The organism is Rhodobacteraceae bacterium LMO-JJ12 (assembly GCA_021555075.1).
Classification (GTDB): domain Bacteria; phylum Pseudomonadota; class Alphaproteobacteria; order Rhodobacterales; family Rhodobacteraceae; genus JAKGBX01.
Window position 1 is genome coordinate 332,355 of record JAKGBX010000003.1, and the last position, 23,023, is coordinate 355,377.

The following is a 23,023-nucleotide window of genomic DNA, read 5'->3' on the forward strand; positions in this document are numbered from 1 at the left end:
GTGGTTGCTGAATATTCTACACCTTATGTGCAATAATTTTTTACATTCGTTTATCCTAATGTATAGATAGAAAGAGCACATGCTATGCTGACGCGGCTTCGGGGAGAGGCCTGTGGTTGGGTTCGAGGAGGGGCTCAAACCAACGGCACCCCGGGGAAAGGCCGCGCCGCTGCGCGCTGAGGTCAATCTGGGAGGATTCCATGAAGGATAGCGACGCGAAACAAACCGTAGATGGCAAGGATGTTCATCCGACGCCGCAACTTGATCAGTTGGAAGATGGCCCTTGGCCGAGCTTTGTCACCGGATTGAAAAAGCTGCGCGATGAGGGCTCGGACAACAACCGCAAGATCATGAATGACCTGTTGGGGCAGCTTAACCATTCTTATGAAAAGCGGCTGGGATTCTGGAAGGGCGGCACGGTTTCTGTATTCGGGTATGGCGGTGGGATCATCCCGCGGTTTTCCGAAGTGGCCGACAGATTTCCCGAATCACGCGAGTTTCATACGCTCAGGGTGATGCCGCCGGCGGGGAACCACTATGACACCGATATTCTGCGCAAGTTTTGCGATATCTGGGAGGAGCATGGCTCGGGGCTGATCGCGTTTCATGGCCAGTCGGGCGATATCATGTTTCAGGGGTGCAGCACCGAAAACACCCAGAAGGCGTTTGATGCGCTCAACAAGATCGGCTTTGATCTGGGTGGGGCGGGTCCGGCGCTTCGCACGGCGATGTCGTGCGTTGGCCACGCGCGTTGTGAGCAGAGCTGTTATGACGAGGTGCGCGCGCACCGCACCATCATCAACAAGCTCTTGGACGAGATGCATCGCCCGGCGCTTCCCTATAAGTTCAAGTTCAAGTTCTCGGGCTGTGCCAATGATTGCGTGAACGCGGTGCATCGGGCCGATTTCGCGGTGATCGGGACATGGCGCGACGAGATCAAGATCAATCAGGAGAAGGTGAAGGAACATGTGGCCGAGAAGGGCCGCAAATATACCATCGACACGGTTGTAAACATGTGCCCGACGCGGGCGATTTCGCTGAATGATGATGATACGCTGGAAATCGACAACCCCAGCTGCGTGCGCTGTATGCATTGCATCAACGTCATGACCAAGGCGCTTTCGCCCGGCGACGATCGCGGCGTTTCGATCATGATCGGCGGCAAGCGGAGCCTGAAGATCGGCGATCTGATGGGCATCATGGTGGTGCCGTTCATGAAGCTTGAGAGTGACGAGGATTTTGAGAAGCTGGAAGAGTTCGCGGAGAACGTGGTTGAGTTTTTTGCCGATAACGCGCTGGAGCATGAGCGGGTGGGTGAGACGATTGACCGGATCGGGCTACCGGCGTTTCTGGATGCGCTGGACATTGATGTTGATCCCAACATGGTCAACCACCCGCGCACGTCGAGCTATGTGCGCACCGATGATTTCGACACCGAGGCCGCGAAATGGTTCGAGCGCAAGGCGCGTGAGGCCGGGCTTCAGATCGGCGCCGATTAGGCGGGTTCGTTAGAGGAATGAGGAGGCGTTGCCGGGTCCGGGAGGTTCGGACGGGTACGTGGGAGGAAAGAACATGACGACAACCGAGAGAGTGAAGCCGCGGATGCCCGACGAGGTGGGGGTTCCCGACCCGTTTTCTTACATGCATCCGGTGATGAAGAAGAATTATGGCAACTGGGACTGGCATGACAGGCCGCGCCCTGGGGTGCTGCACCATGTCTCGAAATCGGGCGATGAAATCTGGACCGTGCGCGCCGGGACACAGCGGCAGATGGATGTGTTCACCATTCGCAAGCTGTGTGACATCGGCGATGAATATGCCGATGGGCATGTGCGATTTACCACCCGTTCAAACATTGAATTCATGGTGGCGGATGAAGCGAAGGTGGCACCACTGGTGGAGGCGTTGACCGGAGCGGGCTTTCCGGTGGGCGGCACCGGGGCTTCTGTGACGATGATCAGCCACACCCAAGGCTGGCTGCATTGTGACATTCCGGGCACCGATGCGTCGGGCGTGGTCAAGGGGCTGATGGACCTGCTGCATGAAGAGTTCATTCAGGAGAAGATGCCCAACCGGGTGCGTATCACCACGTCCTGCTGTCAGATCAACTGTGGCGGGCAGGGCGATATCGCGGTGAACGTGCAGTATACCAAGCCGCCAAAGATCAACCACGATCTGGTGGCCAATGTCTGCGAACGCCCTGCTGTCGTGGCGCGCTGCCCGGTGGCGGCGATCAGGCCGGCGATGGTGAATGGCAAGCCTTCGCTTGAGATCGACGAAAAGAAATGCGTCTGCTGCGGGGCATGTTATCCGCCATGCCCGCCGATGCAGATCAACAGCGACGAATCCACCAAGATTGCGATCTGGGTGGGGGGCAAGCATTCGAATGCACGCTCGAAGCCGACGTTCCACAAGCTGGCCGTGGCCAACCTGCCCAACAACGCGCCGCATTGGCCCGAGGTTGTTGAGGTCGTCAAGACCATCGTGCAGGCCTATAAGAAGGACGCCAAGCATTGGGAACGGATGGGCGAATGGATCGAGCGGATCGGTTGGAACCGGTTCTTCGAGATGACCGGGCTGGCCTTTACCAAGCATCATATCGACACCTGGACCGGAGCGCGCAAAACGATGAATACATCGGCGCATGTCCACTTCTGAGACGAGGAAAATACAGGTGAAAATTGGAGTAGTGATCAGCGAGGGGCCGTATACGCATCAGGCGGCGGACACGGCCTATCGCTTTGTGAAAGCCGCGATTGCGAAGGGCCATGAGGTGCCGCGCGTGTTCTTTTATCATGACGGTGTGAATGTCGGCACGCGCCTGTCGGTGCCGCCGCAGGACGAGCGCAATATCCAGAAGAACTGGACCGAGTTGGCGGCGGAACATGGCACTGATCTGGTGGTGTGCATTGCTGCTGCGCAACGCCGTGGGGTTCTGGACGAAAACGAGGCCAAGCGACAGGGCAAGGACGCCGACAATATCGCCGAGGGTTTTCGGATTTCGGGGCTGGGGCAATTGATTGAAATGGGAATCCAGACGGACCGTCTGGTGACGTTCGGTGACTGAGGGGGAAGAGCGATGACGACCAAGAAATTCCTCTATGTGAACCGCAAGGCGCCTTATGGCACGATCTATGCGCTGGAATCTCTGGAAGTGGTGTTGATCGGGGCGGCGTTTGAGCAGGATGTTTCGCTGGCCTTCCTTGATGACGGGGTGTTTCAGCTGACCCGCGGGCAGAACACCGAGGGCATTGGCGTCAAGAACTTCTCGCCCACGTTCCGGGCGTTGGGTGATTATGACGTGACCAAGTTTTTCGTCGAGAAAGAGAGCCTGGAGGAACGTGGGCTGTCCGAAGATGATCTTCAGCAGATCATGTATGAGGATGAAGATGATGACTGGGCTGAAAAGCCTAGTATCCGCATCATCAGCCGCGCCGAGATGGCCGATGTGATGGCCGATCAAGATGTCGTGCTGAGCTTTTAGAGGGGGGACGGGACATGGCAACGCTTCATACGGTGAACAAATCGCCCTTCGCCACACAGACGCTTTTGAGTTGTCTTGGGCATGCGCAGGACGGCGATGCGATTTTGATGATCGAAGACGGAGTTTATGGCGGCTTGGCGGGCACCAGCCTATCCGAGGCGGTCGCGGCGCGGGCCGGGGCGGTGCGGATTCATGTGCTGGCCGAGGATCTGGCGGCGCGCGGGCTTAACGCAGGGCGACTTATAGAGGGCGTTGCGCCTGTGGGATATGATGGATTTGTCGATCTGGTGGCCGAAACGGACCGGACGCAATCCTGGCTTTGAAGGAACAGCCCCGCGGGGGCGAATGTGAGGAGAATAAAAGCATGTCATACGACGTAAACGGCGTGACCATTGAGCATGACGAAGAGGGCTATATCACGACGCTGTCCGATTGGAGCACGGATTTGGCGCAGGTGATTGCCGACAGTGAAGACATAGACATGACCGAGGAACACTGGGCCGTCGTGAATTTCTTGCGGGAGTATTACGAGGAATATCAGATCGCGCCTGCGGTACGGGTTCTGATCAAGGCGATCAAAAAGTCGATGGGGCCGGACGTGGGCAACAACAAGTATATGTACGAACTTTTCCCCTATGGCCCGGCCAAGCAAGCCTGCAAGATTGCCGGTCTGCCCAAGCCGACGGGCTGTGTCTGAGGGGATGGGCACGTCTGGTCAGTTGGGAGGCTGACCAGGTAAAAGGCTTTGAAATTCAGGGTCTTGCGTGAATTGGACGGGAGGAGTCCGCGTGATTTCTGTGCTTTACGCCATATTATTCTGGGTCGCGACCGTGGTTTTGGTCGTGGGCGTGGGGGCGAAAATCCGCAAATATGCGCGCACGCCCGCGCCGCTGAAAATCCCCACCACGCCGGCACCGACAAGCACGGGCGGCGTGGTTTTGCGGATGTTTCGCGAGGTGGTGTTCTTTGAGAGCCTGTTCAAAAGCAACAAGTGGATCTGGCTGTTTGGTTGGCTGTTTCACATGGGGATGTGGTTAGTTCTCATTCGTCATATCCGTTATTTCACCTTTGATGTGTGGTGGTGGGTGGCGCTGGCGCAACCCATCGGCACCTACGGCGCCTTTGCCATGCTGATCGGGCTATTGGGCCTGTGGGCGCGGCGCCTATCGGTCGAGCGGATCCGCTATATCACCGCGCCGAGCGATCATCTGATGCTGGCGCTGTTGGTGTTGATCGTCGGGTCGGGCATGATGATGCGGTTCGTGGTGCATACCGACATTTTGGCGGTGAAGGCCTTCATGTTGGGGCTGTTGCGGTTACGTATCGAGACATTGCCCGGTGATCCGATTTTGCTGGTTCATCTCGGTGCGGTGGCGTTGTTGATAATTGTTTTCCCGATTTCCAAGCTGTTGCATGCGCCGGGCGTGTTCTTCAGCCCGACGCGCAACCAGGTCGATAACTCGCGCGAGGTGCGCCACATCGCGCCCTGGGCAAAGAAGCTGGAGGGTTAGGCGAATGGCGGATGGTGGCGAGGATCCTGTCAAAATGAACCATCCGTTGGAGATTCCGCGGCTGAAATGCGGGGCAATGGCGGGGTTGGAGCCGTTTCGCGCGGCGCCCGAGCATCAGGAGAAGTTGGGCTTTCCCGGTGAGTTGGTGGAAAACTGGCATGAGGTCGCGCTGGCCAAGATGAAGGATCTGGGCGAGAAAAACCGGGCGTTTCAGGTTTATCTTGATACTTGTGTGAAATGCGGGGCCTGCACCGACAAGTGTCACTATTTTCTCGGCACGGGCGATCCGAAAAATATGCCGGTTGCGCGTCAGGATTTGCTGCGCTCGGTCTATAGGCGCTATTTCACTTTTGCGGGCAAATATTTCCCCAAGCTGGTGGGCGCGCGGGATTTGACCGAGGATGTGCTCAACGAATGGTATTCCTATTACCATCAGTGCAGTGAATGCCGCCGCTGTTCGGTGTTTTGCCCCTATGGCATTGATACGGCCGAAATAACCATGGCGGCGCGCGAGATCATGGATTGCGTCGGGATCGGTCAGAAATACTCCAACGAGATCATCGGCAAGGTCAAGGATGTCGGCAACAACCTCGGGCTGAACCCCAAGGCGCTGCGCGCGACGCTGGAGGATCTGGAGGAAGATCTGGAGGAGGACACCGGGATTTCGGTGCGCCTGCCGCTGGATGAAAAGGGCGCGGATATTCTATTGATCACGCCGTCTGCGGATTTCTTTGCCGAGCCGCATATCGAGGGGCTTTTGGGTTATGCCAAGGTGTTTCACGAGGCAGGGGTGAGCTGGACGCTGTCGTCCTATGCCTCGGAAGCGGCGAATTTCGGGTTGTTCATTGGCTCTTACGAGAACATGCGCGAGATCGCGTTGCGGATTCGCAAGGCGGCGGAGGATCTGGGGGTCAAGCGGATCGTTTTTGGCGAATGCGGGCATGCGTGGCGGGTGGCGTATAGCTTCCTCAACACGCTGGCGGGACCGTTTGATTTTCTTGATCAGAATTACCCTGTGCCGCAGCATATCATGGAGTTTACCTGGGGCGAGATCGAGAAGGGTACATTCGTTTTCGACAAATCCCGCAACGATCATATCCGCCTGACTTATCACGACAGTTGCAATGTGGCGCGGGGCAGCCGGATGGGGGACGAGCCCGGCGGGCAGTTTGAATTGCCGCGCAATGTGATCAAGGCGGTGTGCAACCATTATTTCGACATGGACCGCGACACCACGCACGAGTCGACCCTGTGTTGTGGCGGGGGCGGCGGATTGCTGACCGACGATCTGATGGAGTTGCGCAAGAAGGGCGCGAGCCCACGGATGACGGCGCTGCAACAGGTGACGGAGGATCATGGGGTCACCCACATGGCGGCGATATGTGCGATCTGCAAAACCCAGTTTTCCAAGGTGATGCCGGCTTATGGCTATGAAATGGACAGCATCGTTTCGGTGCATCAGCTGGTTTCCAATGCGATCATTCTGACCGGGCAGGAAACCGGGGACGAGGACAATGAGGACGACACCGAGGCCGCGTAAGAGCGGCACGGCCGTTGGAGGAGAGAGAGATGAATGACCTGAGCACCGAGCGCAAGCTGACTTTTCGCCGCTTTGAGGAGGGCGAGACTCCGGCGGATTGGGATCTGGAAGAGAAGATTTTTGTCGCAGACACCTCCTATAAATGCCCGACCTATGTGCACAAGACGCCGCCGTGCCAGGGGGCCTGTCCTTCGGGGCATGAAATTCGCGGCTGGCTGGCGATTGCGCGCGGCATGGACAAGCCGCCGGTCGAGGGTATGGCGTGGCAGGAATATGCGTTTCAGCGGATGGCGCAGGCCAATCCGTTTCCGGCCACCATGGGGCGGGTTTGTCCCGCGCCTTGCGAAGCAGGCTGCAATCGCAACGAGGTGGATGACTATGTTGGGATCAACGCGGTCGAGCAATATGTCGGCGACTGGGCCAATCAGAATGGCGTGAAAATGGGTGCGCCGGGGGTGGCGACGGGGCGCAAGGTGGCGGTGATCGGGGGCGGGCCGGCGGGTTTGTCGGCGGCGTATTTCCTGCGCCTTGATGGCCATGAGGTGTCGATTTTCGAGGCGCATGAGCATCTGGGCGGGATGATGCGCTATGGTATTCCGGGCTATCGCACGCCGCGCGACATGCTTGAGAGCGAGATTGGGCGGATCATCGACATGGGGGTCGATGTGCATTTGAGCACGCGGATCGGTGAGGACGTGAGCATCGAGAAGCTGGAAGCGGCCTTTGATGCGATCTATTGGGCGATTGGCGCGCAGAACGGTCGCCCGCTGCCTGTTCCGGGCTGGGAAGGCACCGAGAACTGTATCAACGGGATCGAATTTCTCGATGCGTTCAACGAGGGCTATGTATTTGGGACGGCTCAGAAAGTCGTGGTTGTAGGTGGGGGCGATACCTCGATCGACGTGGCCAGCGTGGCGCGCCGTTTGGGCCATATCACCCATCCGGGGATTCCCGAGCGCAATGACGGCACGGTGATTGATTTTACCAGCCATGATGTGGCCTCAAGCCTGACCCGTGAGGGGATGCAGGCGACGCTGACCTCGCTGTTTCCGATTGATCAGATGACGGCGGCCGAGCGCGAGCGCGACGACGCCAAGCGCGAGGGGATCGACCTGCGCGGCGGGGTGATGCCGCTGGAGGTGATCAAGGATGCGCAAGGCCGCGCCACGGGGTTGCGGATGTGCGAATGCACCATGAAGGGGATGGTGCCCGAGCCGGTGGAAGGCACGGAATTTGAGATAGAGGCCGATATCATAATCGCCGCGATCGGCCAGATGGGTGATTTCAGCGGGCTGGAGGGGTTCGCCAACGAACGCGGGTTCATCGACATCGAGGGGCCTTACAAGGTCAAGGGGCGCGACAAGCATTTCGCCGGTGGCGACATCGTCAAGCCGCACCTGTTGACCACCGCCATCGGCCACGGGCGGATCGGGGCCGAGATCATCACCGATTTTCTGGATGATGGCGAAGTGGCCAAACGCCCGAAAGTGGACGTGCATCATTTCAACCTGATGGAAGAGTTGCACCAGCGCGGCAAACAGCCGGAAGCCTATGACCACAGCCAGACGCGCGGCACCAATACCGCGAATTTCGCGATACACAATTACGAGGATCGTGGCAGCAACCAGATCATCCCGCATAGTGAGCTTTTCAAGGGGCATTTCGGCTATGTGAAACGCGAGTTGCGCGAAGAGGTGCATATCGAGGGCGATGCCGTTCTGGGCAACTTTGAGGAACGCATCATCGGCTTTTCCGAGGAGCAGGCGCAAAAGGAGGGTGAACGCTGTATGTCGTGCGGCATGTGCCTGGAGTGCGACAACTGTGTGATCTATTGCCCGCAGGACGCGGTGCATCGCGTGCCCAAGGCCGACCGCACGGTCGGGCGCTATGTCTATACCGATTACAACGCCTGTATCGGCTGCCACATCTGCGCCGATGTCTGCCCGTCGGGCTATATCAAGATGGGGCTTGGGGAGTAGGCATGATACGGACTGCCGTTCTTTTCGGGCTTCTGATGATGCTGGCCGGGGGCGCCGTTGCCGAGGGTCGTGCATCGCTGTTGCCCGATATTCCCAAGGGCGTGGGCGAGGCGCATGCCGAGGGCAACGGTTTCTGGCGCAGGAACCACATGGAGATGATGCGCCATGATCGCGACCTGACGCTGCGCCGGGGCGAGCGCGAGATCGAGGCGAGCCTGAAGGGGTGTTTTGAGTGTCATGCGGTCAGCGACGATCAGGGAACGCCAGTAACCTATGACAGCGACAAGCATTTCTGTCGGGTGTGCCATGATTATGTGGCTGTTAAGGTTGATTGTTTCACGTGCCACCGCTCGACCCCTGATGGGGTGGATGAGCATGCGATATCGGGGCGCGATCAGGCGATGATGCCGCCTCCGCAGGGTGATATCGGGGCGGTTGAGGGGTATCTCAAGCGGTTCGCGGGCAAGAGCGGGGGCTTGGGCGAATGAAGTTTCAGATGCCGAAAGACGCCCGGCAACCCCCTGCGCAACAGGCGATGAACCGGGCCGAGATGACACGGCGCGATTTGTTGCGCAGCGGTGCAGCCGTGGCCACTGCGACATTGGCACCGGGTGTGACGCTGATGGCGTTTGGCGGATCGTCAGCCGAGGCGGCGGGTGCGGACGCGGGCAAACGCTGGGGCCTGTTGATCGACGTGAGCAAATGCAAGGACGATTGCAGCGCCTGTGTGAGCGCGTGTTCGGAAGAAAACGGCTGGGGCGGCGGCGACAGCCCGGAAACCGATGCGCAATGGATCCGCAAGCTGACGTTGACCAGCAAGGCGACCGGGCATCAGGCGAACATGCCGATGATGTGCCAGCATTGCGAGGAACCGCCCTGTGTCGATGTTTGCCCGACGGGGGCGAGCATGAAGCGGGCGGACGGGATCGTGCTGGTCGATAAACATACCTGTATCGGTTGCCGCTATTGCATGATGGCGTGTCCGTTCAAGGCGCGTAGTTTCGTGCATGAGCCGGTGATCAACCAGAAGAGCCACGCGCCGCGCGGGCAGGGCACGGTGGAAAGCTGTACGCTTTGTGTGCATCGCGTGGATAAGGGCGGCACGCCTGCTTGCGTCGAGGCCTGTGCGGCGGCGGGGCATGAGGCGATCATTTTCGGCGATCTGAAAGATCCGACAAGCGAGATTGCCAAGCGTCTGGCGGCGTTCCCTTCAAGTGCGTTGCGCCCCGATCTCGATCTGAATCCCGGGGTTCGTTACACGCAGCTTGGACAGGGGTAAGGCGATGACAGAGCGCACGATTTATCGCGAAATCAAGGCCACGAGGGCGGTTTGGGGTGTGGCGTTGTTGCTGATGGCGTTCATCGTGTCGGCGGGGGCGGCGGTGTTATATGTCGAACACTATGGGCATATCGCCACCGGTATGACCAATCAGGTGGTTTGGGGCCTGCCGCATGTGTTTGCCATTTTTCTCATTGTGGCGGCGTCGGGGGCTTTGAATGCGGCGTCGATTGCCAGCGTGTTTGGCAAAGCACCATATAAGCCGATTGCGCGCCTATCTGCGGTGCTGGCGATGTCTCTGCTGATCGGGGGGCTGGCGGTTCTGGTGCTTGATCTGGGGCGGCCTGACCGGTTGCTGGTGGCGATGACCACCTATAATTTCAAGTCGATCTTTGCCTGGAATATCTATCTTTATACCGGCTTTCTGGTGGTGGTGGCGGTTTACCTTGCCGTGCAGATGAGCCGCCTGGACTACAGATATGTGCGGGTTGCGGGGACGGTTGCTTTCCTGTGGCGGCTGGCGCTGACCACCGGGACCGGCTCGATCTTTGGCTGGCTGGTGGCGCGACCGGGGTATGATGCGGCGATCATGGCACCGCTGTTTATTGCGATGTCCTTCAGCTTTGGGCTGGCGGTGTTCATTCTTGTGCTGGTGGCGCTGTTCAGGCTGACCGGGCGGGCGATTGGCGCAGTGCTGATGCATCGGCTGGGTCAGCTTCTTGCGCTGTTTGCCATGGTGGTTTTGTATTTTACCGCCGTGCAGCATTTGACGGCGCTCTATGCCGCCGAACATGCCGGGTTTGAGCGTTTCATCCTGTTGGAAGGTGGCCATGTGACCTGGGCATTCTGGCTGGGGCAGGTGGTGATTGGTGGGCTGCTGCCGATTGCGCTGATCTATCTGCCATATATCCGCGAGGCGAAATCAGAACCGATCTGGGCGTCGATCCTTGTTATCATTGGCGGGCTGGCGCAGGTCTATGTGATCGTGGTGGGCGGGCAGCTTTATCCGCTGGAGATGCTGCCGGGATATGAGGTTTCCAGTAGCTTTTACGATGGAGAGGTGGCCAGCTATGCGCCGAAATGGCCAGAAGTTTTGCTGGGGCTGGGCGGTGTGGCGCTGGCGCTTGTGATCGTGGGGGTGGCGGCAAAAGTCTTGCGCATATTGCCGACCAACTTGAGGGATGCCAATGTGCCCGGCAACTGATCCAGGCCAAGAGAGGCTACCATGAACGCACAAGCCCCACATCCGTTTTCCAAATTCGTCGCCATTCTGGGCCGCGGCAAGACCAAGCAACGCCACCTGACGCTTGAAGAAAGCGAAGAGGCGATGGAAATGCTGTTGAGTGGGCAGGCGCTGCCCGAGCAGATCGGGGCGTTTCTGATGCTCTTGCGGCTCAAGGAGGAAGCGCCCGAAGAGATCGCGGGCTTTGCCATCGGGGCGCGGCAGACGTTCGATTTGCCCAAGGAGATGCCAGAGGTCGATATCGACTGGTCCTCTTACGCGGGCAAGCGGATCCAGCTGCCTTGGTTTGTGCTGTCGGTACTCGCGCTGGTGAATGCGGGTTATTCGGTTTGTCTGCATGGCACGGAAGGGCATACGCCGGGGCGGCTCTATACTCGCGAGGTGTTGGAGAGCTTGGGCTTTCCGGCGGCGGCATCTCTGGTCGAGGCAGGTGAGCATATCGAGGCGCGCAAATTTGCCTATGTGCCGCTGGAAGTGATGAGCCCGACGCTGCGCCATCTGATTGATTTGCGGCCGGTTTTTGGTCTGCGCTCGCCGGTGCATTCGTTTTCGCGCATGCTGAACCCGTTTGATGCGCCCACGGTGATGCAGGGGATCTTCCATCGTGGCTTCATGGATATTCACGCGGGTGCGGCGCGCCTGATGGGGATCGAAAACATGGCGGTGTTTCGCGGCGAGGGCGGTGAGGTGGAGCGGCGGCCCAATAAGCCGACGCAGGTTTGGAGGACGCACGGCAACGCGGAACCGCTGGTCGAGACATGGCCGCAGCGTCTACCCGAGGGGCATCAGCCGCCGGATGACCAAATGGCGCTGGAGCGGTTGGTGGATGTTTGGCGCGGCGACGTGGATGACGCCTATGCCACGGCGACGATCATCGGCACGATTGCGATAACGCTGCGCACGATGGGCAAGGCGGGGTCGATTGAGGAGGCCGAAGCGGCGGCGGGCGCGCTTTGGCAGGCACGCGACAATGGCTTTCTGCCCTATCAGACATGACCCACGCCCCGCGCTTCATGATCTCGGCGGCGCACAAGTCATCGGGCAAGACGGTGGTGTCGATGGGGCTTTCGGCAGCGTTCCGCGCGGGCGGAGTGGATATTTCGACCTTCAAGAAGGGGCCGGACTATATCGACCCGATGTGGCTCGCGGCGGCGAGCGGGCGGGCTTGTTACAACCTTGATTTCAATGCGATGGAGCCGGAGGAAATCACGCGATTTTTCTGCGAAAGATCGGGAGGTCTGTCGTTAGTAGAGGCCAACAAGGGGCTTTATGACGGGGTGGAGCCGGATGGCTCGGACGCCAATGCGGCGCTGGCCAAACTGCTGAGTTTGCCCGTGGTTCTGGTGATCGACACGTTGGGGATGAGCCGGGGGATTGCGCCGCTCTTGCTGGGCTATCGCGCCTTTGATGAAGAGGTAAATATCGCCGGTGTGATCCTGAACAAGGTGGGGGGCGCACGCCATGAGGCCAAGTTGGTGCGCGCCGTTGAAACCTATTCGGGTCTGCCGGTTCTGGGGTCGGTCTGGCGCAATGCGGGGCTTGAGATTGGCGAGCGGCATCTGGGGCTGACGCCGCCCAGCGAGACCGACGAACGCGATGCCATCGTGGCGCGGATTGGCGAAATCGTGGGCGGGTCGGTTGATCTGGAGCGGGTGCGAAAACTGGCGAATGGGGCACCTGATTTCGAGGGTGCGCCGCATGTAAGACCTGTCGAGAAGCCGGGAGAGGGGCTTAGGATCGGTTATGCGCGCGATGCGGCTTTTGGATTTTATTACCCTGACGATCTGGAGGCGTTCGAGGCGGCGGGGGCCGTTTTGGTGCCGATTGATATGACGCGGGAGGAGGAACTGCCGGATATTGACGGGCTGTTCATCGGTGGCGGGTTTCCCGAGATGCGGGCCGGGGAGTTGGCGGCGAATGTGAGCATGCGCAGATCGCTGAAAGCGGCGCTGGAGGCGGGCTTGCCGTGCTATGCGGAATGTGGCGGCTTGATGTATCTTTGCGAGGGGATCGATTGGGGCGCGGACAGTTATGAGATGGTTAGCTTCATTCCGGGGCGTGCGAAGATGCATGCGCGTCCGCAGGGGCGCGGCTATGTGCGCTATGACTGCACGGCGGCCAATCCCTGGGGGAGTGCGGGGCGGGAAATCCGTGCACATGAGTTTCACTATGCGTCGCTGGACGGGCTGCCCGAGGGGCTGACTTTTGCGCGAAAGATCACACGTGGGCATGGCACCGATGGCGCGCGTGACGCGATTGTGATGGGCAATACCGTGGCCGGGTTCATCCATCTGCGCAACACCGCGCAGGTGCCTTGGGTTGCCGCGTTTTTGAGTTTTGTGGGACGATGCAAGGGGAGGGTTTGCGAGTTTTGAGCGATTGCGCGCGAGGCTGCTGCGGGACCCTCCGGGGGGGGATATTTTGAGCAAGATGAAGGGCTTGGGCGCGGATAGGCAAAAGCCCCGCCGGGATCTGGGCGGGGCTTTCATAGCCTGTCATACAGTGAAACGCGCGCTTTGGATCAGGCGCGTTTGATCTCGAACTTGTAGACATCGCCTTCGTTTGACTGGCTCAGAAGCTGGTTGCCGGTCTGATTGCAGAAGGCGGCAAAATCGGCGACCGAGCCAGGATCGGTGGCCTGGATTTCCAATATTTCACCGGCGCTCATGCCTTTGAGGGCTTTCTTTGCTTTCAAGATCGGCAGCGGGCAGTTCAGCCCTTTCGCGTCCAACAGTTGATCGGCCATGTGGTTTCTCTCCTCCCTAAATCCTTGGTTTTTCAGCGTTCAGATGAATAGGTTGATATCGGATTTCAGCGCGTTTTCCATATAGGTGGCGGCGCCGCCGATTTCCATTTCGTCGATCATGTCTTCGCGTTTATACTCAAACAGATCCAGTGTCATCTGACAGCCGATCATGCGAATATCGAGATCGATCGCGGCTTCGCGCAGGTCCTCGATTGAGGCGACGCCCTTCTTTTTCATCAGGTTTTTCATCATCGTGCCGGCCAGAGCGCCAGCGCCGGGCATCATGCCCATGAGGTTGGGCATCGGCATGTGCGCGCCCATCATCGGCATCTCCATGGCGGCATTGCCCAACGTGGTGAATTTCATGTTCAGCTCTTTTTTCAGGAGCGGCAGACCGTAGAAAGTGAAGAACATGGTTACGTCGACATCCATCGCAGCCGCAGTGGTGGCGAGGATGAAGGGCGGGTAGGCCCAATCCAACGACCCCTTGGTGACGATGATCGACATGCTCTTGGCATTCTCCAGATCGTTGCTATCCTTCATCCACCGGGTCTCCCAAAAAGGTTCCAATATTTGAATATTACAATATGCGGGGAGAAAATCGAGTCAATCTTGCGCCGTTCTGCCACCAAAATGGGGAATTATGCTTGTTTGTCGAACTGTGCGCCCTGTACCAGAGGAGGTATGCGCTAGAGGCGGGGGATATTCGATGGATCTGAGTGTTCTTGAAAAAAACTCCGGCAGGGCCAGCCAGCTTTTGCGGGTGATGTCGAACGAGAAGCGGCTGATGATCCTGTGCAATCTTCTGGAAGGCGAACGCTCGGTTCAGGAATTGCAGGTTGCCACGGGGCTGGGGCAATCGACGGTTTCGCAACAACTGGCGGTGCTGCGCGGCGAACGCATCGTGGCGCACCGGCGCGATGCGCAATCGGTGATCTATCGCATCGACAGCGATGAGGCGATCGCTATCTTGCAGACGCTGCACGCGCTTTATTGCGCGGCGCCGGGATGAAATCTGCGCTTGAGGGGCGCACGGGTGTCGGGTGCGACATTTTTCGTTCGGTAAGGTTCAATCATATATGCTAATTTTTGATTAGGTTGGCGGGCGCTCAGGTCTGCGCGAACAAAAGACACTTGAGGGGAGGGACGATGATCGAGGCGTGGAAAGAGGCCGCGGTAGAGAATGCTGCGTTTTACGTTGGCTGGGGTGGGTTACTGATCGGGGTGGTGTTCGGCGCGATTGTGGCGCGCACCAACTTCTGCACCATGGGGTCGCTTTCGGACATTGCCAATTTTGGCGACTGGAGACGGTTTCGCGCCTGGCTGCTGGCGGTGGCGGTGGCGATGATCGGGGTGCTGTGGATAGAGCGCAGCGGCATCGCCGACATGAGCAGCAGCCTCTATGTGACTTCGCAATTGATGTGGGGCGGTCATATTCTGGGTGGTCTGATTTTCGGGATCGGCATGGTTTTTTCCGGCGGCTGTGTCTCCAAGAACCTGGTGCGGGCGGGGGCGGGCGATCTGCGCGCGCTGATCGTGTTGTGGATGATCGGCGCCACCGCCTATATGACCATCGGCGGGGTTCTGGCCGAGAGCCGGGTGGCATTTGTCGATGCGACGAGTTTTGACATGGGGAGCGCCGGGCTTGCTGATAATCGAATAAATACAATCCTTTCCGGTCTGACCGGCATGGCGGCGGAAACCGCCACGTGGCTGAGCGTGGTGGTGATTGCCGGGGCGCTTTTGATTTATTGTTTTGCCGATCGGAGCTTTCGCCACTCGCCTGTCAATCTGGTGGCGGGGGTCGGTATCGGGCTTTGTGTGATTGCCGGGTGGCTGTTGACGGCGATGACCTTTGACGAGTTTGCCGACAACCCGATGCTGGCGTCGCTGAGCTATGTGCGCCCGGCGGGGGACAGCATCGACTATTTCATGCGGTTTACCGCCGACAAGGTGCCGAGCTTTGCCGTGACCACCACGGCGGGCGCGCTTTTGGGGGCGTTCTTGATGGCGGTTTTCCAGCGGAAATTCCACCTCGCCACCTTCTCGGACCCGGCCGATACGCTGCGCAATCTTGGGGGGGCGATGCTGATGGGGTTTGGCGGGGTGATGGCGCTGGGATGTACCATCGGGCAGGCGGTGACCGGGTTTTCGACGCTGGCACTGGGATCGCTTCTGACCTTTGTCGCCATCGTCATCGGCGGATTTATCGGCATGAAGATCATGGAGCGGATGATCTGAGTCGGGGTGCATTTTAGCTGAGTGTTACCGGAGCGTGCCGACGGGTTAACGCCATTGCGATTATGCGAATCGGGGGGGTGACCGGCGGCTGACTTCCGGCTGACAGGTGTATGACAGGCGGTTTCGAAAAAATTGACGCGGGATTAACCTAATCCTGCGTGCGTTGGTGCGCGCGACACGGGCGGGAACGAGGGGCCAGCCCCTCGTGCTCCCCGGGATATTTCTGGCAAGATGAAGGGGCGGGTGGGCCGTGGCCTAGTCCGGGTCGTCTTCGGGGAAGAGGCGGGTGGCGAGTTTGAGGGCGATGGATTTGTAGACCTTTGTGTGGGGGCTGTCGGGTTGGGAGACCACGACGGGCGTGCCAGCGTCGGAATGTTCGCGGATGTCCATATGCAGCGGGATGGCGCCAAGAAAGGGAACGCCGAGACGGCGGGCGTCTTCCTCGGCGCCGCCGTGGCCGAAAATGTCGCTGGTCTTGGAGCAATGCGGGCAGATGAAGGTGCTCATGTTTTCGATGATGCCGAGGATCGGGACATCAACGTTCTTGAACATGTTGAGCCCTTTGCGCGCGTCAATCAGGGCGAGATCCTGAGGGGTGGAGACGATCACCGCGCCGGTGAGCGGGGTTTGTTGGGCCATGGTGAGTTGCGCATCACCAGTGCCCGGCGGCATGTCGAGGACCAGAACATCAAGGCTGCCCCAATCGCCGGCCCAGTCGACCTCGCGGGTGAATTGCATCAGCGCCGAGACCACCATGGGACCGCGCCAGATGACGGGGTTTTCTTCCTCCATGAAGAAGCCCATCGACATGACCTTGATGCCGTATTTCTCAATCGGGAACACCCGGTCGCCTTCAATGCGGGGTTGTTCTTGGATGCCCATCAGTTTGGGGGCAGAGGGGCCGTAGATATCGGCATCCAGAAGCCCGACCTTGAGGCCGAGTTGCGACAGTCCGAGTGCGATGTTGGTGGCGCAGGTGGATTTGCCGACGCCGCCTTTGCCTGAGGCTATGGCGAGGATTGTCTTGATGCCGGGAATGGGCGCCATGGCGGGGCGTTTGTCGTCGTCGCCTTTGGGCTCAGTGGGGCGTTTCTTGAGGCGGGGCGGTTCGGGGGCTTTGGGCGCGGCGCGCTCGGCCGTGAGGACGACGAGCAGGTTTTTGACACCTTCGACCGGTTCGATCTTGGCCTCGATCGCCGATTGCAGTGCGGCGAGATCGCCCGAGAAGTCGTCGGGGACATGCACGGGGATGATGACTTTGCCGTCCGTCACGGAAACCTCGCCTTCGACGATCATGCCCGACATTACGAGATCGGGATGCACCCCGGCGACGGGGATGGTTTGCAGGCGGCTGAGGATGACTTTCTTCATGGCGGTCTTTCGGGGTCAGGTGTTGGTGGGGTTACTTGCCATAATAGAGGCGCACCACATGGGCGGCTTCGGCAAAGAACAGCCAGCGCGCGGCAAAGAGGCCGATGAGGTGTGAGAGCACGGCCAGAAAGCCGATGAAATGGGTGAGTGGCAGGGTCAGCAGCAGGATGACCGGCACAATGACGGCGAAGATCAGCGCGATGAAGCGCAGTTTCAGAGCGTGTTTGCGCGCGACCGTGTAGGCCATTTCGTTGAGCAGGTAGTTCTGGCCCGAATGAGGCGGTTCCAGCAGGCGGGTCTTGCCGATACGCCCGAGACCGGTGGCGCTTTCGATGGTGCTGTCGCCAGTTTGGCCTTTGGCATCGCCCTTGATCCATACCATCACTTGCAGCACGCCGAGGAGTGTGAGGAGGGCGGCTGTGGTGCGGGGCAGATCGACGAAGAGTGCGCTGCCGCCGAGAGAGAATGCCAGGAAGAGCGCAGGCGTGAGCGGGGTGTTCCAACGCGGCACCGATTTGAGCTGGGTATAGATCATCGAGGTGGTGAAGACGGTGATCACGCAGAAAATCGCGCCGAGGATACCCAAGGGGCGGATCATGGTGTCAAAGAACACCTGAGCGAAGGCATAGGGTGCCAGGGTGAGTAGCGCGAGCACGGCCATGACGCCTTCGCGGCTGAGCCAGGATGAGCGCCATTGCGAGAACGCCTTGATCGCGTTTTTCTTGTTGCCGAGGTGGAAGACGGACGCGAGCAAGCCGCCGACGGCCATGCCATAGCCCAGCACGTAGAATGCGAAGGCGACCCAGCCGGTGACTGGCGGCAGGCCGATGCCGAGCCATGCGAGAAGGCCGAAGCCCAAGCCGGAGAAAGCGGTGAAGATAATGACGGAGGGAGCCGGGTGCATGTCAGAGAGCCTCCAGTGCTTTGTCGAGCCAGGCGAGGAAGCCTTTGGGTTCTTTGTGGGGTTCTTCGAGCCGGGCGGAGGAGGGCGTGTCCTTGGGCCGGGGGGGCAGGTATTTATTGACGGGTTTGGTGCCTTGTTCGGGCATGAGGTCAATGCCGCCCCGCTCGGCCACGAGGCGCGAAACGTTTGAGTCAGGGTCAGCGAAGTCGCCGAAGTGGCGCGCACCGGCGGGGCAGGTGCGCACGCAGGCGGGTTCGCGGTCTTCTTCGGGGATGTTTTCGTTGTAGATGCGATCAACGCAGAGGGTGCATTTTTTCATCACGCCGGCCAGCAGGTCGAGTTCGCGCGCGCCATAAGGACACGCCCAGGCGCAGAGGCCGCAGCCCATGCAATCATCCTCATTCACCAAAACGATGCCGTCTTCGGTGCGTTTATAGCTGGCCCCGGTGGGGCAGACGGTGACGCAGGGGGCGTCTTCGCAATGCAGGCAAGATTTGGGGAAGTGGACGGTTTGCGAGCAGCCGCTCTCGGGTTGGGCTTCGAACGTGTGGACGCGGTTGAGGAAAGTGCCGTGTGGTTCGGCGCCGTAGGCGTCGATGTCGGAGAGGGGCGCGCCGTAGTTTGAGGTGTTCCATTCCTTGCAGCTTACGACGCAGGCGTGGCAGCCCACGCAGGTATCAAGATCAATGGCGAGGCCGAGTTTCTTCTCGGTGGAGGTGGGTAGGGTTGTCATTAGAATTCCTCGCCGTATGCGATGTCTTTGGGGCCTTGGCCGACTGGGGATTTCGAAGCCGTGTGGGCGGGCTCAGAAGGGCCGCCGGGGGGGGCTTTTTCTATACGCACGCGCAGGTCGAACCATGCCGCTTGCCCGGTGACGGGATCGGAGTTGGCCCAGCGGCGGCCATCGCCCTTGGGTGGGAGAAGTTCGTTGATGAGGTGGTTGAGCAGGAAGCCTTTGGTGTTTTCCTGTGCGTCTTCGCTCAGCGCCCAAGCGCCGCGCTTCTTGCCGATGGCGTTCCATGTCCAGACGGTGTTTTCATTTAAGGCATCCATGCGGGCGACCTGACATTTGATGCGCCCGTGGGTCGAGCTGACATAGGCCCAATTGTCGTCTTCGGTGAAGCCTTTTTCGTCCCACACCGAGCCGGGAATGAAGAGTTTATTGACGCCGGTGATCTGACGCAGCCACGCGTTTTGCGACCCCCACGAATGATACATGTGCATTGGGCGCTGGGTCAGGGCGTGCAGCGGGTAGTCGTCTTTGTCGACCATGCCTTCTTCGATGGGTTCATACCATTCGGGCAGGGGCGTCATCGTGGCTTTGAGTTGATCGCGCAGGTGGTCGGGCGGTTGGATATCGCCATGACCTTCGGCGGCGCGCTGCATCTTGCGCATCGGCTCCAAGTAGAGGTTGAAGACATAAGGCGCGGGGGCATCGAAGATGCCGATTTCGACGGCCCAATCCTGATAATGCTGGTTCCACGGCTTCATGAATTGGGCGTTTTCGGGGATGTGATTGATCCAGAAGCCGCCGTTTTCGATGTATTTCTCAAGCTGTTTCGGGTTGGGTTCGCCGCGCCCGTTCTTGTCGCCATTGGGGCCACGGAAACCTGCAAGAGGGCCGACGCCAGGACGGCGTTCGTGACTGACGATATAGTCGGCATAATCGTCGAATTTCTGGGAGCCGTCATCGTTGACGAAACCGGGCAGGCCGAGACGTGCGCCGAGATCACAGAGGGCGGATTGGAAGCCTTTGACGTCGCGGTCGGGTTCAACCACGGGCCAGCGTATGGAGTCGGCGGCGGCTTCGGCTTCGCAGATCGGGCGATCGAGAAGGGAGATGCAATCGTGACGCTCCAGATAGGTGGTGTCGGGTAGGATGAGATCAGCGTAGGCGACGGTTTCCGAGCTGTAGGCATCAGAATAGATGAAGTGCGGGATGACGTATTCGCCGTTTTCATCCTTGTCGGTCAGCATCTTGATGACTTGGCTGGTGTTCATGGAAGAATTCCACGCCATGTTGGCCATATACATGAACAGCGTGTCGATCTTATAGGGGTCGCCCGCGTGGGCGTTGGAAATGACCATGTGCATGAGGCCATGCGCCGAGAACGGGTTTTCCCACGTAAAGGCCTTGTCGATGCGCTTGGCGCTGCCATCCTCGTTGATCAGAAGGTGTTCGGGACCCAAGGGATAGCCCAAGTGCGGGCCGTCGAGCGGCTTGCCGGGCTGCGCACCTGCGTGGGGTTTTGGGTGACTTTCGGGCGGTTTGGGGTAGGGCGGTTTGAAGCGGAAGCCGCCGGGGACTTCGACGCTGCCCAGGAGGATTTGCAGGATGTGCAGCGCGCGGCAGGTTTGAAAGCCGTTGGAATGGGCGCTGATGCCGCGCATGGCGTGGAAAGAGACCGGGCGGCCGGTCATTTTCTCGTGCTTTTCGCCCTTCCAGTCGGTCCAAGGGATATCGAGGGTGATCTCCTCGTCAAAGGCGACGCGGGCCAGTTCAGCGGCGGTTGCGCGGATTTTTTCAGCCGTGAGGCCGCATTTTTCGGCAGCGTTTTCAGGGGCGTATTGCGGGTCGAGGTATTTTTCGGCCAAGAGTTGAAAGGCGGGTTTGTAGGTGACGCCAGCGCGGCGGATATGACCCGCGAGATCGGGTTTGACGCCCGGCGCATCAAAAGGCACCGGTTTGCCGTTGGTGCGGTCGATGATCAGCGCCTTGCCGTCGGAGTCGCGCAAAAAGAGGCCGAAATCGGGGTTGGTTTGGTCGGTGTTCACTAGGAAACCGGCATTGGTGTAGCGGGTGAGATAGTTAAGGTCGACTTTCCCGGCTTTGAGCAATTCGTGGATCATCGCAAGGATAAAGAGGCCATCAGTGCCGGGGGTGATGCCGATCCAGTCGTCGGCCACGGCGTTATAGCCCGAGCGGATCGGGTTCACGCCAATGATCTTGCCGCCATTGGCCTTCATCTTGCCGATTCCGATCTTGATCGGGTTGGAATCGTGATCTTCGGCCACGCCGAAAATCATGAAAAGCTTGGTGCGCTCCCAGTCGGGCTGACCGAACTCCCAGAAGGCGCCACCCATTGTGTAGATGCCCGCCGCCGCCATGTTGACCGAGCAAAAGCCGCCGTGTGCGGCGTAATTGGGGGTGCCGAAGGCCTGTGCCCAAAAGGATGTGAAGCTTTGAGATTGATCGCGGCCGGTGAAGAAGGCGAGCTTTTCCGGGGCGGTGTCGCGGAGCGGTTTGAGCCAGGATGTGGCGATGGCATAGGCCTCGTCCCAGCTTATTTCCTCAAACTCGCCCGAGCCGCGTGGGCCGGAGCGTTTCATCGGCGCGTTGAGGCGCGAGGGGGCGTAATGCTGCATGATCCCGGCCGAGCCTTTGGCGCAGAGCACGCCCTTGTTGACGGGATGATCGCGGTTGCCCTCAATGTATTTTACCCGACCGTTTTCGAGGTGCACATTGATGCCGCAACGACAGGCGCACATGTAACAGGTCGTTTGCCGTATCTCGTCGGAAACCTTGGGAGAAGGGCGCGCGGCCAGTTTGCTTTCTGTCATCTAATTGCCTCGTTGTCCTAATATTGTATCGCGATAGCTGCATATGAGATTACATTACGCAAGTCTGCGTCCAATTACCAAATGATAGTTGCGCAGAGCAGTAGGTTTGCTGTCGAGAGTAAGCTGGTCTTATAGAGACTGATATCTGGCCTTATGGAAACCCTGTTGCGGCTCTGTTTTGGGTACGTTTTCAGCCCTGCGGGTGGCATTGGCACGGCGCCGCGCCGGAGCGTTTGGTTGCAACTGGTGAATGTGCGGCTGATTCGGGGCAAATTGGCGAGAAATTTGCCTAAAAATTCGGTGCAACGGGGGATGAAACGCGGTTGAACGGGCGTTGGAGGAGGCGGTGGTTGAGATATTTTGGTCTGCATACTCGCTTTCAGCGTGTTGCCTGGGGAGCGCTTGGGGAGGTGTTGCATCCGGGTGTAAACGGGATGTGAACAGGCGGCAAGGGCAATGGGCGATGGCGGGCAAAAGGTCGGTTTCGACGGCCGGAAGCGGCCGGATCGAGGGGGAATTTTGCGCGGTTTTCGTCAGGTCGTGAATTGCGGGGCGAAGTAAAAATCACGTGTTTTCAGCGGGTTTTGCCGAAAAAAGCGGCGTTATTGTTTCGTGAGCCGCTGCAAGCCGCGAGGCACCGCTTGAATTGTTTCTCAACACGCTACAAGTGAAGGAGGAAGGCCACATGAGAGGGCGGAGCCGAATTGTTGGCAAAGCGTCAGATTTGGATGAAGGACACGGATCAGACTGTTCAGCCGACAAATAAATCGTGACCGGTTTGCGCGCCGAGAGAGCGGCGGTGAACAGGCGGCGGTTTCACCGGTTTTTGCGCCGTCGGGGGTGGGGTGTTTGGAGGGTTTCGATGAAAGATGACTCTCCTTAAAGTTGAGTGGCGTAAAGACAAGGTTTGACGTGTGGGGGCCTGCCGCCCTATTTTCGACGCATTCGAACTGCTGCGAGACAGACAGATCCGAACCCGTCTTGTGGGGCTGTTGACGGGCCGGGGCTTGCGCCAGATCGAACGTGTGATGTCTGGGGGACGCATGCGACGACGAAGTGCTAAAAATGGCCCTGCTGTAATTCTGGGTCATGCGGGATTACGGCCAGCGCCGCGACAGGCGTGATCTAGGGCGTGATTCAAAAGCTTTTTGTCGGTGTCTGCGT

Annotated in this window: 22 protein-coding genes; 16 read left to right on the forward strand and 6 right to left on the reverse strand. The window is 59.2% G+C overall.

Going from position 1 to position 23,023, the window contains the following annotated elements:
* The first annotated feature begins 200 nt into the window (after positions 1 to 200).
* The 14 genes from dsrA to LZG00_17920 all read left to right on the forward strand — a co-directional run bounded on the left by dsrA (position 201) and on the right by LZG00_17920 (position 13,411).
* Positions 201 to 1,499 (forward strand): dissimilatory-type sulfite reductase subunit alpha, encoded by a 1,299-nt coding sequence (dsrA, locus tag LZG00_17855; protein MCF3595852.1) that lies wholly within the window; start codon positions 201 to 203, stop codon positions 1,497 to 1,499.
* Positions 1,500 to 1,572: 73 nt separating this feature from the next.
* Positions 1,573 to 2,658 carry a dissimilatory-type sulfite reductase subunit beta gene (dsrB, locus tag LZG00_17860; GenBank protein MCF3595853.1) on the forward strand — a complete coding sequence of 362 codons (1,086 nt, stop codon included), beginning with the start codon at positions 1,573 to 1,575 and terminating at the stop codon, positions 2,656 to 2,658.
* A 16-nt stretch (positions 2,659 to 2,674) separates the two neighbouring features.
* Positions 2,675 to 3,067: a sulfurtransferase complex subunit TusD gene (gene tusD / locus LZG00_17865; protein MCF3595854.1), complete on the forward strand. Its 393-nt coding sequence runs from the start codon at positions 2,675 to 2,677 to the stop codon at positions 3,065 to 3,067.
* A gap of 12 nt (positions 3,068 to 3,079) precedes the next feature.
* The gene (gene tusC / locus LZG00_17870) at positions 3,080 to 3,484 is read left to right on the forward strand and encodes a sulfurtransferase complex subunit TusC (protein ID MCF3595855.1); all 405 of its coding nucleotides are present in this window, start codon (positions 3,080 to 3,082) and stop codon (positions 3,482 to 3,484) included.
* A gap of 14 nt (positions 3,485 to 3,498) precedes the next feature.
* Positions 3,499 to 3,807 (forward strand): sulfurtransferase complex subunit TusB, encoded by a 309-nt coding sequence (gene tusB, locus LZG00_17875; protein MCF3595856.1) that lies wholly within the window; start codon positions 3,499 to 3,501, stop codon positions 3,805 to 3,807.
* 41 nt (positions 3,808 to 3,848) lie between these two features.
* Positions 3,849 to 4,181, forward strand: a complete 333-nt coding sequence (locus LZG00_17880) for a TusE/DsrC/DsvC family sulfur relay protein (GenBank protein MCF3595857.1) — start codon at positions 3,849 to 3,851, stop codon at positions 4,179 to 4,181.
* A gap of 91 nt (positions 4,182 to 4,272) precedes the next feature.
* On the forward strand, positions 4,273 to 4,995 hold the full coding sequence (locus LZG00_17885; GenBank protein MCF3595858.1) for a respiratory nitrate reductase subunit gamma: 723 nt from the start codon (positions 4,273 to 4,275) through the stop codon (positions 4,993 to 4,995).
* A 34-nt stretch (positions 4,996 to 5,029) separates the two neighbouring features.
* A complete protein-coding gene (locus LZG00_17890; protein MCF3595859.1) occupies positions 5,030 to 6,535 on the forward strand; it encodes a (Fe-S)-binding protein in 1,506 nt (501 codons plus the stop codon).
* Between the two features lie 29 nt (positions 6,536 to 6,564).
* Positions 6,565 to 8,514 carry an NAD(P)-binding protein gene (locus LZG00_17895; GenBank protein ID MCF3595860.1) on the forward strand — a complete coding sequence of 650 codons (1,950 nt, stop codon included), beginning with the start codon at positions 6,565 to 6,567 and terminating at the stop codon, positions 8,512 to 8,514.
* 2 nt (positions 8,515 to 8,516) lie between these two features.
* A complete protein-coding gene (locus LZG00_17900; protein MCF3595861.1) occupies positions 8,517 to 9,002 on the forward strand; it encodes a hypothetical protein in 486 nt (161 codons plus the stop codon).
* A gap of 62 nt (positions 9,003 to 9,064) precedes the next feature.
* The gene (locus tag LZG00_17905; protein ID MCF3595862.1) at positions 9,065 to 9,793 is read left to right on the forward strand and encodes a 4Fe-4S dicluster domain-containing protein; all 729 of its coding nucleotides are present in this window, start codon (positions 9,065 to 9,067) and stop codon (positions 9,791 to 9,793) included.
* A gap of 4 nt (positions 9,794 to 9,797) precedes the next feature.
* A complete protein-coding gene (gene nrfD / locus LZG00_17910) occupies positions 9,798 to 10,997 on the forward strand; it encodes a polysulfide reductase NrfD (GenBank protein ID MCF3595863.1) in 1,200 nt (399 codons plus the stop codon).
* 21 nt (positions 10,998 to 11,018) lie between these two features.
* Positions 11,019 to 12,032 carry a glycosyl transferase family protein gene (locus LZG00_17915; protein ID MCF3595864.1) on the forward strand — a complete coding sequence of 338 codons (1,014 nt, stop codon included), beginning with the start codon at positions 11,019 to 11,021 and terminating at the stop codon, positions 12,030 to 12,032.
* Positions 12,029 to 13,411 (forward strand): cobyrinate a,c-diamide synthase, encoded by a 1,383-nt coding sequence (locus LZG00_17920; protein MCF3595865.1) that lies wholly within the window; start codon positions 12,029 to 12,031, stop codon positions 13,409 to 13,411. Before LZG00_17915 ends, LZG00_17920 begins: the two co-directional genes overlap by 4 nt.
* Before the next feature lie 146 nt (positions 13,412 to 13,557).
* On the opposite strand, the gene LZG00_17925 is transcribed toward LZG00_17920, so the two are convergent.
* Together LZG00_17925 and LZG00_17930 are read right to left on the reverse strand one after the other, a co-directional pair.
* On the reverse strand, positions 13,558 to 13,782 hold the full coding sequence (locus LZG00_17925; protein MCF3595866.1) for a sulfurtransferase TusA family protein: 225 nt from the start codon (positions 13,780 to 13,782) through the stop codon (positions 13,558 to 13,560).
* Between the two features lie 39 nt (positions 13,783 to 13,821).
* Positions 13,822 to 14,325, reverse strand: a complete 504-nt coding sequence (locus tag LZG00_17930; protein ID MCF3595867.1) for a DsrE/DsrF/DrsH-like family protein — start codon at positions 14,323 to 14,325, stop codon at positions 13,822 to 13,824.
* Positions 14,326 to 14,491: 166 nt separating this feature from the next.
* Here LZG00_17930 and LZG00_17935 point away from each other — a divergent pair, with 166 nt between their 5' ends.
* Entirely contained in the window at positions 14,492 to 14,794 is a 303-nt protein-coding gene (locus tag LZG00_17935) for a metalloregulator ArsR/SmtB family transcription factor (protein ID MCF3595868.1), read from the forward strand.
* Between the two features lie 137 nt (positions 14,795 to 14,931).
* Positions 14,932 to 16,023, forward strand: coding sequence for a YeeE/YedE family protein (locus LZG00_17940; protein MCF3595869.1), 1,092 nt, complete (start codon positions 14,932 to 14,934; stop codon positions 16,021 to 16,023).
* Positions 16,024 to 16,278: 255 nt separating this feature from the next.
* Here the strand turns inward: LZG00_17940 and LZG00_17945 are convergent, their stop codons facing one another.
* Genes LZG00_17945 through LZG00_17960 form a run of 4 tightly spaced genes read right to left on the reverse strand, consistent with a single transcriptional unit; the run spans position 16,279 to position 21,859 of the window.
* A complete protein-coding gene (locus LZG00_17945; protein MCF3595870.1) occupies positions 16,279 to 17,394 on the reverse strand; it encodes a P-loop NTPase in 1,116 nt (371 codons plus the stop codon).
* Positions 17,395 to 17,425: 31 nt separating this feature from the next.
* A complete protein-coding gene (locus LZG00_17950) occupies positions 17,426 to 18,298 on the reverse strand; it encodes a dimethyl sulfoxide reductase anchor subunit (GenBank protein ID MCF3595871.1) in 873 nt (290 codons plus the stop codon).
* Between the two features lies 1 nt (position 18,299).
* The gene (locus tag LZG00_17955; GenBank protein ID MCF3595872.1) at positions 18,300 to 19,031 is read right to left on the reverse strand and encodes a 4Fe-4S dicluster domain-containing protein; all 732 of its coding nucleotides are present in this window, start codon (positions 19,029 to 19,031) and stop codon (positions 18,300 to 18,302) included.
* A complete protein-coding gene (locus LZG00_17960) occupies positions 19,031 to 21,859 on the reverse strand; it encodes a molybdopterin oxidoreductase family protein (protein MCF3595873.1) in 2,829 nt (942 codons plus the stop codon). Before LZG00_17960 ends, LZG00_17955 begins: the two co-directional genes overlap by 1 nt.
* Between the last annotated feature and the right edge of the window lie 1,164 nt (positions 21,860 to 23,023).